The organism is Oleiphilus sp. HI0123, from assembly GCF_001635315.1.
Window position 1 is genome coordinate 1 of sequence record NZ_LWGE01001113.1, and the last position, 11274, is coordinate 11274.

Annotated in this window: 10 protein-coding genes; 3 read left to right on the plus strand and 7 right to left on the minus strand. The window is 43.3% G+C overall.

The genetic code is table 11. The annotated features are described in order from the left end of the window. A partial coding sequence (locus tag A3761_RS27650; protein WP_197473019.1) for an alpha/beta fold hydrolase occupies positions 1-364 on the plus strand: 364 nt, incomplete at its 5' end. Positions 365-376: 12 nt separating this feature from the next. Here the strand turns inward: A3761_RS27650 and A3761_RS11310 are convergent. From A3761_RS11310 to A3761_RS11320, 3 genes are read right to left on the minus strand one after another with little or no spacing between them, the layout of a single operon-like run. After that, positions 377-1447 (minus strand): ABC transporter ATP-binding protein, encoded by a 1071-nt coding sequence (locus A3761_RS11310; protein WP_231872213.1) that lies wholly within the window; start codon positions 1445-1447, stop codon positions 377-379. A 28-nt stretch (positions 1448-1475) separates the two neighbouring features. Next, positions 1476-2384 (minus strand): ornithine carbamoyltransferase, encoded by a 909-nt coding sequence (argF, locus tag A3761_RS11315; RefSeq protein WP_068509298.1) that lies wholly within the window; start codon positions 2382-2384, stop codon positions 1476-1478. 55 nt (positions 2385-2439) lie between these two features. Beyond that, the gene (locus tag A3761_RS11320) at positions 2440-3642 is read right to left on the minus strand and encodes an aspartate aminotransferase family protein (protein ID WP_231872212.1); all 1203 of its coding nucleotides are present in this window, start codon (positions 3640-3642) and stop codon (positions 2440-2442) included. Between the two features lie 211 nt (positions 3643-3853). Here A3761_RS11320 and A3761_RS11325 point away from each other — a divergent pair, with 211 nt between their 5' ends. Further along, positions 3854-5401 carry a hydantoinase B/oxoprolinase family protein gene (locus A3761_RS11325; RefSeq protein WP_068513276.1) on the plus strand — a complete coding sequence of 516 codons (1548 nt, stop codon included), beginning with the start codon at positions 3854-3856 and terminating at the stop codon, positions 5399-5401. Positions 5402-5484: 83 nt separating this feature from the next. Then, entirely contained in the window at positions 5485-5805 is a 321-nt protein-coding gene (gene grxD, locus A3761_RS11330; protein ID WP_068513273.1) for a Grx4 family monothiol glutaredoxin, read from the plus strand. Positions 5806-5871: 66 nt separating this feature from the next. On the opposite strand, the gene A3761_RS11335 is transcribed toward grxD, so the two are convergent. From A3761_RS11335 to A3761_RS11350, 4 genes are all read right to left on the minus strand, one after another. Further along, positions 5872-6660 carry an energy transducer TonB gene (locus A3761_RS11335; RefSeq protein ID WP_068513268.1) on the minus strand — a complete coding sequence of 263 codons (789 nt, stop codon included), beginning with the start codon at positions 6658-6660 and terminating at the stop codon, positions 5872-5874. Between the two features lie 3 nt (positions 6661-6663). After that, a complete protein-coding gene (locus tag A3761_RS11340) occupies positions 6664-8874 on the minus strand; it encodes a DUF1631 domain-containing protein (protein ID WP_068739416.1) in 2211 nt (736 codons plus the stop codon). Between the two features lie 203 nt (positions 8875-9077). Further along, positions 9078-10331, minus strand: coding sequence for an HlyC/CorC family transporter (locus A3761_RS11345; protein ID WP_068510844.1), 1254 nt, complete (start codon positions 10329-10331; stop codon positions 9078-9080). A 32-nt stretch (positions 10332-10363) separates the two neighbouring features. Then, positions 10364-11161: an inner membrane protein YpjD gene (locus A3761_RS11350; RefSeq protein ID WP_068510840.1), complete on the minus strand. Its 798-nt coding sequence runs from the start codon at positions 11159-11161 to the stop codon at positions 10364-10366. Positions 11162-11274 lie beyond the last annotated feature (113 nt).

Sequence of the window (11274 nt, forward strand, 5' to 3'; positions counted from 1 at the left end):
GTTTGGCCAACTTATTCCTGAGCATTTAAAGCGCCAAATTATTAGCCAGTTTAATGATATGAGTGAGGAGCAGTATGCATCATTTTATGAGCATAGTCGGTCGGTTACTCAGATGGGGGATCTTAAGCAGCATATTGAGTTGAGCTCGATTGCGATTCCCGTGCTAGTTGTTATGGGGCAGTTCGATACCATTATGGACCTCTTTGACACGCGTAAAGCTACTAAAATGCTGGCGAATGGAGAGTTTCAGCTAGTCAAAGGGGTGGGGCACTTTTTGCATTGGGAGAAGCCTGAACTACTTGAGACTTACGCTGAGTTTTTTGAGCGCACTGCTGAGGAGTCACAGCATTGCAGCGCCAACTAAAGCCAATTTAGTTTAGGTTGATACTTCATATGCAATCAGGTGCTCTGCGTCGATTGCGATATTAATGGTTTCTCCGATATTAAAATCCTGGTGGCTAGGGAAGATGACATCGAGAGCCGTATCAGAGGCAAGCTTTAATTGGTATTGGGTTGAGGTGCCTGCAAAAATTTTCGAGCTGACGACGGCATTCAGGTTTGCTCCTGGTTTATAAATTACATCGTCGGGACGAATTAGTATTTCAATCCTGGTTTTTTCTGGCCAGTTATAAGCACGATTGCCTTGAATCACACCGACCTCACTTGAGAAGGTATCGGGTGTTAAGGTTTCACCTTTGATAAAGGTGCCGTGTCCAATAAACCTAGCGACAAAAGGATTTACGGGTTCGTGATATAGCTCGTAGGGTTTTCCCCATTGTTGAACTTTTCCTTGATCAATAACGCCAATATAGTCACACATAGCGAATGCTTCTTTCTGATCATGAGTCACTAATATTGCACTGATTCCTAAAGTCTTAAGAATGTTCCTGATATCAATGCTTAGACGGTTGCGTAGCTCAGCATCAAGATTTGAAAAAGGTTCATCTAGTAGGATAAGTTCGGGTTCAGGCGCTAAAGCTCGTGCTAGCGCTACTCGTTGTTGTTGCCCGCCAGACAGTTCATGTGGAAAGCTGTTTTGATAGCCATCTAGGTCGACTAAGTGAATTAACTTTTCAATATGAGCTGACTTTTCGGTTTTGTCCTTAATGCCTGTGAGGCCGAAAGCGATATTTTGGCTGACGCTAAGGTGGGGGAAGAGGGCATAGTCTTGAAATACCATGCCAATCCGTCTTTTCTCGGGGGCTTGTACCTTGTTGGTACTGGATATAGTTAAGCCGTTCAAATTGATTGTGCCGGCTTCAAGATTCTCAAAGCCGGCGATAGCGCGGAGAATGGTGCTTTTGCCACACCCACTTGGCCCAAGTAAACAAGCTATATCACCTCTGACCAGCTTAAAAGAAAGGTCTTTAATGACGATTAGGTTTTCATAGTTGCACTGTACATCGTTAACTTCGAGTATATTGCTCATCTTTGTTGGTGAAGACACGTGCTACTAAATCCTTTCTTATGTTTACTTAAGCATTACACAATAAAAACTCAAGAAGTGCCTTTTGAGAATGTAATCTATTTTCTGCTTCATCCCAAACGACTGAGCTGGGGTGATCCAGCATGTCGTGACTAATTTCTTCTCCACGATGTGCAGGCAGGCAATGCATGAATAGGGCATCAGAGTTCGCTACGCTCATTAGTTCCGGGCTAACTTGATAGTCTTTAAACTTGTTGATGCGCTCTTTTTGCTCTTCTTCTTGCCCCATTGATGCCCAGACATCAGTTACAACTAAGTCGGCATTTTTGACGGCGGCAATTGGGTTTCGTACAATATGAGCATGTTTTTGATTCTTTTTGAGCAACTCGTTATTTGGGTCGTAGCCGACGGGTGATGAGATGACCAACTCGAAGTTAAGTAGTGCTGCAGCGTTAATGAAAGAATGGCACATATTATTACCATCACCGACCCATACGACTTTTTTGCCTTCGATTGAGCCTCTATGTTCGTGATAGGTTTGCATATCGGCAAGTAATTGGCAGGGGTGGAAGTCATCTGTAAGGGCGTTAATGACTGGCACCGAGGAGTGTCGTGCAAATAATGCCAGTTTCTCATGTTCGAAGGTTCGAATAGTAATTGCATCAACCATACGTGATAGTACCCTAGCACTATCTTCAACCGGTTCTCCACGACCCAATTGCGTATCCCGAGGAGACAAAAATAGAGATGAACCACCAAATTGAGCCATGCCAGACTCGAAAGAAACACGAGTTCGGGTAGAAGACTTCTCGAAGATTAGTGCTAAAACGCGATTTTTGAGAGGCTCATAGATATTACCTTGCTTATGCTCGGTTTTAAGTGTGATAGCTCGCTCAATAACTTGCTTAAGCTCTTGGCTGGAAAGGTCATTTAAGGTTAAGAAGTGTCTTAGTGCCATTTGTCTCTCAATAAATAAACGATTTGATCGTGGAGGTAGAGTGTTTCCTGCCCAGTTAAGAGCGGGGCCTGCTGCGATCGTCGGCAGAATATAGGCGAATGATTTGTACGACGGCGTCAATTAAGAATTCACACTCGTCGTCACTCATATTCAGTGCCGGTAGAAGTCGAATCACTTTTTCGGAAGTGACGTTCAATAGTAAGCCTTTTGCCTTGGCTAGTGGAACGAGCTCTAGGCAAGGTTCGGTCAGTTCAATGCCGATCATTAAGCCCCTGCCGCGAATATCAGCAACGTAGTTAGCTGCCAAAAGTTCATTCTCAAGTTCTTTAAGAATGCGTTCTCCGAGAACAGATGCTCTATCACAAAGCTTATGGCTTGTAATTTCATTGATTGTCGCTAGTGCAGCTGCACAGCCAAGAGGGTTTCCGCCGAAGGTAGAACCGTGAGTGCCGGGAGTAAGAACATCGGCTGCGCTGCCTTTTGCCATGCATGCACCAATAGGGTAGCCATTGGCGATGCCTTTTGCAGTTGTCACAACGTCAGGTGTTACATCATACCCTTGATAAGCAAAATAATTACCCGTTCTGCCGTTACCTGTTTGAACTTCGTCTAACATCAATAGCCAGTCATTCTCATCGCAGATCTGACGCAAAGATTTTAGGTAACCGTCCTCAGCGATTGAGAGACCTCCTTCACCTTGAATGGGCTCGACTAGAATTGCGACAACATTAGGGTTCGATTTGGCAATCGCTTCAACAGCTTTAACGTCATTGAATGGTGCTCTAACAAAGCCGCCTAGTAAAGGCTCGAAGCCCGCTTGTGCTTTTCGGTTTCCTGTCGCGGTCAAGGTCGCCATAGTCCTGCCGTGGAAAGATTGATCCATGACGATAATCGTGGGAGTCTGTATACCCTTGTCATGCCCATACTTTCTGGCTAGCTTAATAGCGGCTTCATTCGCTTCAGCACCTGAGTTGGAAAAGAAAACTTTTTCCATACCTGATATTTGGCATAAGGTCTGTGCAAGTTTGACTTGTAAAGGCGTGTGATAAAGATTTGAACAGTGGAGTAGGCGGCCGGCCTGATCTTTGATTGCTTTGGTAACTGCGGGGTGTGAATGGCCAAGGCCGCAAACAGCTATACCAAAAAAGGTATCAAAGTATTTGTTTCCGTCAGTGTCGTATAGCCAGGCGCCGTCACCATTTTCAAAAGCAACAGGTAGTCTGCCATAAGTGCTCATCAGCGGTTGATCGTTGTTCATTTCAGTCTCTTATTAACGCAAAAAGGCAGCTAAATGCTGCCTGTATAAAGATAATATGTTAGCTTGATCTTTCATGGTAATCAATTGTTTTTGGGCTTCAATTTTTAGCCTGCGATCAAGATGTATCTGGTGATACTTGATCCTTGGAAAATGTAGTTGATGTATTCTGGTTACCATATTCAAATCTTGTGACGAATTGAGAGTTTTTATTGTGCTTAATGCGGTTGAATTAGCGGTGTTTTCGGGTCAAATAAAGTCGATATGTGAAGAAATGGGCCTGGTTTTGCAAAGAAGTGCTTTTTCTCCAAATATAAAAGACCGTCTTGACTATTCCTGCGCTTTTTTTGATTGTGATGGAAAAATCGTGGCCCAAGCTGCGCATATTCCTGTTCATCTCGGTAGCATGGCTTATGCAATGACCCGAATAGTTTCTGAGTTTGATTGGAAGCAAGGCGATGTTCTGGTTTTAAATGATCCTTTTAAGGGTGGGACTCATCTTCCTGATGTAACATTGATTGCACCATTCTTTGTTGGTGAAGAGCTAAGTGGCTTTGTTGCGAATCGTGCGCATCATGCCAATATCGGTTGTGATTCTCCTGGCTCAATGCCGCTTTCAACAAGCTTGGAAGATGAAGGCGTAATTATTTCTCCCCAAAAACTATATTCTCAAGGAAAACTGAATAAGGTTTGTCTCGAATTATTATCAAGCATAGAAAAGAACACTAATGCCGACGATTTGCCAGGAGATTTTATTGCACAGCTCAGTGCGAACGTTGTAGGTCTGGAGCGCCTGGAACAGTGGTTTATTGAGTCGCGGATGACACGTCAGAGTTTTGTTCAAGGCATTGAGCAATTGAATGACTATGGTAAAACGCTTGCAGCGAATTACCTAGAGCGTTTGCCGAAAGGGAGGGCTAGTTTTTCAGATTACCTTGATGGCGACGGGGTAGGTACTGAAAATATTCTAATTAAAGTTGAAGTGTCTATCGATAGTGAGGGAATTACGCTGGATTTTACCGGAACATCAGCACAGGTTAAGGGGAATCTAAATTGCCCTCTTAGTGTATGTGCTGCGTCTGTGTACTATGTGTTTGCAGCACTAATGCCAGCATATGTACCTCATTGTGATGGGGTGTTCAAACTGATTAATATCTCTGCGCCCAGTGGCTCGCTACTAAATGCTCTACCTGGAGCTGCCGTTTCAGCAGGGAATGTTGAAACAAGTATGCGTGTTGTAGATGTTGTGCTTGGAGCATTGCATCAAATAGGACTTAAAGTGCCTGCCGCCTCACAGGGAACGATGAATAATGTTGCGATGGGAGGGACAGCTCCGACGCCATGGAACTATTACGAGACAATCGCTGGTGGAGCAGGGGCAGGTGAGTTATTTGAAGGTATTACTGCGCGCCAGTGTCATATGACGAATACGCTTAACACGCCCATAGAGAGCCTGGAGCTTCATTATCCGATGCAGGTTATGCAATACGGTATTAGGGCGGGCTCTGGTGGCATAGGGGAGCATTCAGGTGGAGATGGCGTCATCCGCTCTTACCTGTTTAAGCAGGCGGCTCAGGTCACTTTGTTAACTGAGCGTCGCTCGAAAGCTCCGTGGGGACTCGAAGGTGGTGCTGAAGGGTGCCCAGGTAAAAATGTACTTAATGCTAGGGTGCTGGATGGTAAGGCAGAGTTTAAGGTAGGGGCGGGTGATGTTTTAACGATCAACACACCTGGTGGCGGAGCCTGGGGGGAGAAACTCTGAAAAAATACCTGACTAATATGGTTGGTCTTATCAAAAGATAGTAAACTAGGTGGCGAAAGATTTAACTCTACAGGTAAATACCGATGTCAATAATGGATACGATTAAAGAGCAACTTGAAAGCAATGATATTCTGCTATACATGAAAGGCTCGCCTCAGCAACCACAATGCGGCTTTTCTGCCAAAACATCACAGGCGCTGATGGCTTGTGAGGAGCGATTTGCTTATATTAATATTTTAGAACACCCTGAGTTGAGAGAGAACCTTAAGGTTTACTCAAGTTGGCCGACATTCCCGCAGCTATACATAAAAGGTGAACTTGTAGGCGGTTGTGATATTGTCACCGAACTGTACGAGTCTGGTGAGCTGAAAAAGATGGTAAGCGCTGCTGCTTCCGCTGAATAAGTTGTACTTTAGCCGACTTTAATCTCGTCTCAAGGTCGGCTCTCTTCTTCTTTTTTTGTGTTCTAGTTATTTACTGATGTTTTTGTTTTGGTAGATGATGAAAGGAATGTCATATTTGTACCCTTTTTGAATATCTTCATGAGGTGGCGTTGGGAAAGGGCTCGCTCTATAAGCCGCTTGTAACGCTAATTCATCTATTTTCATAATTCCACTAGGCTCTTTTATCAAAGCGTTTTTTATTGCTCCATTGGGGAATAAGCGAAGCGTTATTGTATAGGCAACTTCTTTACGTTTGTGAGTGTTCATTACCGCATGAAAAGGGTCGTATAGAGAGTCCTTCCTGAGTGCGCTCAAAAGTAAAATCTCGTAGTCGCTGAGTTGCTCAAGTTCCTTGCTCGAGACTTGTTTTGTCTGGCTGGGTTTAAGGCTTTGCTTATCGCGGCTGAAAATATTTTGTAATCCGTGAATTGCCGTGCTTGGATTAGATCCACGAAAAGCAGGGCTGTCTAGCCGAGTGTGTTTGTCCGACAGCTTCTTCACGGCATTTTGATTAGGACTTAGGCTGCCTTTTGATGAGGAGTCACGTTTAGTTTGGGTGTCGCTTTTAAATTGCGATTGGTTAAGTGTCGCTAAATATTCTTGTGCTGCGCGTGAGTTTTCTTCGGCGCTAAGTGATGAGCTTGAAAATTGCGAGCTTCTGTCTGCAGATACTAGCTTGAAGGGGATAGTCTTTTCCTTGGTTTCAAGGAATGATATGTCGAGCCAGTAGATCAATAGGGCCAAGATTGTGTGAATCAAAATGGCAGCGAAAGCCGCTAAGCTGAGCCGAAGACTTTGGTTGCTCTCGGTATTCACAAATTAGAGTGTACTTGCTTTCTGGCTTAGGCTACTGGTTAGTGCGTTCATGGCTCTATCAATTAGCAGTCCTTGCTCTAGAACAATTGTGTGCTTCCTTTTTAGATCATTCGCCAGGTCGGTTTTGGTTTTTTCACAAGACTTTAGCCCCATGCGATTGACGAAAATATAGCTATCTGCATCATTGATGACCGCTGACAGCTTGCATCGCTGTTTGCTATCGTTGTTTGTAAACTCAAACCAAGTGCCAACTTCAATTTGCTCAATTTGCTCAATATATTTATTTAAACTGGAGTCTATCGATGCTTGTTGGCGCTCAATTGCAGTTTCAGCCTTTGGCTCGTTCTCCTCATTTACAGGAGGAACAATATTATGACTCAAGTTAAATGAGTTTTGCTTAAATGTGTTTGTGAGTGTTGAGCGAATCTCGACAAGTGCCTGGTCAAGATCGGCTGTATTATAGGAAACTTCTTCAAGACCTGACTTAAGCTCTTTTAATACTTTAGGGGCAATGGCGATCCAGTACTGGCGATCTTTAGGTTTTTCAAACGGCTGCAAACACCAGATTAGGTTCTCGGCTGTTTTACAGCTGTGTTCCCACTGATGCTCTTCTTCGTCTTTCAGGTATGCTAGAAACATAACGCGACTCCAGCCACCGCGAATTGTTTCAAGGACTAAGTCAGGAATAGAAATTTGAGAGCTATCTAGCAATGAATCTAGCTTATCTTCGACACATTTTTGAGCTTGGCGAGACTTAATTTGGCCAATTTCAGATTCCTTTGTTCTTTGCTCGACAATCTTAGATTTCTTTTCTTCTTTTTTAACAAAAGCACTAAATTCTTCATATAGCTTTTCAAAAAGCTGGATATCGCCGGTAAAGTTATCAAGAATGTTCTGAACTGTATCAAAAATTGCCTGGTAAAGCGCATCGCCTTTGTTTTGTGTTTCGTTCCAGCCTATACCTGCTTTAGCTAGCGAGTTGAGGAGCTTGCGGGCAGGGTGTTTGCTAGAGCTGAAGAAACTATTGTCTTTAATGACTACTTTGAGTATGGGTATTTGTAAGCGGCTAATGAGGACTTGTATCGGCGCAGCCAGATTATAATCCTCTAGAATAAATTCAAATAGCATTGAGACAAGGTTGATCAAGTCTTCATCTATTTGCTTAAATTTTGGTTGGGTTGTTGGCTGATCGCTGCCTTGGCTTAGTTGGGCTTTTAGCTGCTGATGAATATTAATAACCTTAGGGTCAGCGCTATTGTTAGTTGATGGCGCTATATCCTGGATGGCAGAGAGTAGCGATATTAAGTCTTGAGTGCTCACATATTGAGTGGGCAGGCCAGTATTGTAATCAGCACTGAGCGCTTGGGGGCCTAGATTATTACGAATATTTGCTAGTAAGTTTTGCAGCTGAGGTAGTACATTTGTAGTGTTTTGCTGCTTGGCAGTCGTGTCTTCGGAAGCATGCGTTGATTTATCATGTGGCGAAGAGGCAGTCTTGCTACCTTGCTTGGTGCGAGGTGCTTTTAGCGATGGCATAATGCCAAGGCGTATTAATGTTTTGTTGGCTTCGTCTAGCACAGGACCAAGGTTTGATAGAACATATCGATCAAATTGCTTAAAAACAATTAACCGCTCTTTTAACTCTATTTCAAGCACTTCACAGGCGCTTGTAAAGCTTTCTATTACGTCTTTTAAGCCTAGAGGAAGGTTTGCATCTTCATTGTTCTCGCAGCCGTATAGGTTGCAAATTCGAGTATGAAACTGAAGTAAAGGGCCTTGAAAATTTGCCTGGGCTTTAGTCGCCATAGATGATATCGCGACTTCCTCTTCGAGGTCGTCATTCTGAACTAGGCTTAGACTTTCAAAACCTTTCGGTTCGACTGGTGCGTTTAGTTTCGAAGAGGGAGTAAGAACTTGCTCAAGGGAAAACTGCGCTTCGATACTGGACTTAAAGTCATTCTCAATATTCTTGCGCTTAATGCGAATATCGCGCATTGCTTCAAAGAAGCGGTTTTGTTCATTGTTGTTTCTAGCATTGTTAGCAAGCTCGAAAAAAGAGTCATCTATGCCGTCAAACATGCCTTGCAGAAGGGCATGCATGTCTCTTACAACAATATTGCAAATTTTGAGAGCTTCAGCTGATCTTGCGTTATCGAGCCTGGAAGGTCGACTATTGCGATCTCCGATAAAGCTAACGCTAGATGACTTATTCATCGTCCTTTCCCGTATGCTGAATGACTTTCAATGCTTAACAAAAATAAAGGCACTGAACAAAAGCAGGTACATCTTACCCGCAATATAAAAATTATTACTACTTCTATATCAATCCTGAGATTATAAAGCAAATATATATAAAAAAAATAACAAATTATTACATAAGACAAAAAAAATGAGTGGTGCGTTTGTTTTTTCAGTTTCTATGGTGAAATTTGGGCGGTTCTAATGACGTTATCCTTGATTTGTCTGATTTCTGTCCGGTGATGCTGAAGGTAAAGGCAAACGGGGGTGTCAGGTATGGTTTCGAGAGTTTCCGTTATCAAGCCGTTAAGTGTCTTCGGACCGTTGACAGGTAGGTTCCAGCCAAGTGTTTTGTTAATATTTCGAATCGTGGCTGTGCCATCGATGAGAAATGAACCATCTTCTTGAGGTGTGATGTCTTGGCTGCTGCTTGAAGAGTAATCAGTAGTGAACTCCCCAACAATTTCCTCCAGAATATCTTCCATTGTGGCAATGCCGAGAGCGTCGCCATACTCATCAACTACAATGGCAATTCGACGTTTCTCCCGCTGGAAGTGTATTAGCTGGGTGTTGAGTGTAGTACTCTCAGGAGTGAAGTAAGGTTCTCTGCAAGCTTGAAGTAGCATGGCTTTGTTCGGTTCGTCATTTGAAAGTACGCGAGTCATGCTGCGAAGGTGTAGGATGCCAATGATGTTGTTTATATCGCCCTTGTATACGGGGAGGCGTGTGTGTTGGGTGGTTTTTAGTTGCTGAAAAATATCATCCAGGTCATCGTCTATATCGATGCCAACAATCTCGTTTCTGGGAATCATGATGTCGTTAACGGTGACTTTCTCTAGGTCTAGAATCCCCAGTAGCATTTCCTGGTGTTTGCGTGGGATCAAGGTGCTAGATTCATTAACAAGTGTTCTCAGTTCTTCTCGGCTTAGGTGGTTTTCTTCTTCTCCGTTTGTACTAAAGCCGAGTTTTGTTAATAGGAAATTAGTAACAAGGTTAACTGACCAGACAGCTGGGTAGAGTAGCTTTAGTAGAGGTTTTAGTATGTGTGCGGCGGGAAAGGCAACCTTTTCCGGGTGGTAGGCTGCAATGGTTTTAGGTGTTATCTCAGCAAAAATTAGTATAACTAGCGTCAAGATTGCGGTTGCAATTGCGATGCCTGCGTCACCCCATAGTCGAATGGCAATGACCGTTGCTATTGACGAGGCTAGTATGTTTACAAAGTTGTTTCCAATTAGGATGACGCTAATTAATTGATCGGTTCGATCTAGTAGATTGCTGGCTTTCTCCGCGCCTTTATGGCCATTTTTCTTTAGGTGTTTAAGTCTGTAGCGATTGAGCGACAGCATGCCAGTTTCTGAGCTAGAGAAAAAACCAGATAAAATGATTAGAAAAAGCAGAAATAGTAATAGAGAAGGTATAGAGGCGTCGTTCAATGTTGTTTACCGTTTATATGAAGGTTGTCGGGTTATTTGCTTATTGTTTCAAGAACTAGCTTGCTACCGAAAAAACCTAGCATTAGAAGGCTAAAGCCCCAAAGTGTCCATTTGCTGGCTGTGATTCCTCTCCAGCCATAAATTTTTCTGCCTGCGAGTAGTGCAGAGAATGTGAGCAGAGCAAGAATTGATAAAACGGTTTTGTGTGCCAAGTGTTGAGCGAATAGGTCATCGACAAAAATGAAACCGGCGAGAATGGCAAGAGCAAGCAGGATAGTGCCGCTCCATAGCATTTCAAACAGTAAGTTCTCCATGGTCAGGAGTGGCGGCAAATTGCGCATTAGTATAGTGTGGTTTCGCTTCTTTAGGTTGTTGTTCTGCATATGAACAAGTAATGCTTGTACGGCGGCAATCGAAAAGACGCTGTAGGCAATGAGTGATAATATAACGTGTATAAAGATGCCGCTGCTTTGTGGTGAGAATGATTGGCTGCTGTCGTTAAAGGCGAGTAGGGTGATTACGCTAAGTGCAGCGCAAGGGTAAACGGCAAGAAAAATTGCTTGGAGTGGTTTTCTGCTGGATGCCAATAAAAGCCCGATAACAATAACGCAGGCGATAAGTGATGCTGAGTTTGAGAAGCTAAAGGCGGCGTAGTTGTCACGGAAGGTTTGCTCTAAAGTAACTATTAGCTGCAAGCTTGCCGCACTGGCTCCGATTAAAAGGGAGATGAAGTGCTTGGCATTAATTTTTCTGAGATACACGAGGGTTTGATAGATTGTCCCTGTGAAATACAGTCCGACCGACAAAAAACTGAGTACAAAGATATTCATTATTTAGCTTGATGTTCAACTTATGGCTGTTAAATGGTTATAATGCGCCGTTTGCAATTACATAGCAATAATATAGAGATTAAACATGTTTGAAAATCTGAGCGATCGCTTAT

What these genes read in the sequence shown, in the direction of transcription:
- A3761_RS11320 (WP_231872212.1), bottom strand. Translation starts at nt 3,642, where the DNA reads ATGAACAACGATCAACCGCTGATGAGCACTTATGGCAGACTACCTGTT.
- A3761_RS11340 (WP_068739416.1), bottom strand. Translation starts at nt 8,874, where the DNA reads ATGAATAAGTCATCTAGCGTTAGCTTTATCGGAGATCGCAATAGTCGA.
- grxD (WP_068513273.1), top strand. Translation starts at nt 5,485, where the DNA reads ATGTCAATAATGGATACGATTAAAGAGCAACTTGAAAGCAATGATATT.
- argF (WP_068509298.1), bottom strand. Translation starts at nt 2,384, where the DNA reads ATGGCACTAAGACACTTCTTAACCTTAAATGACCTTTCCAGCCAAGAG.
- A3761_RS11350 (WP_068510840.1), bottom strand. Translation starts at nt 11,161, where the DNA reads ATGAATATCTTTGTACTCAGTTTTTTGTCGGTCGGACTGTATTTCACA.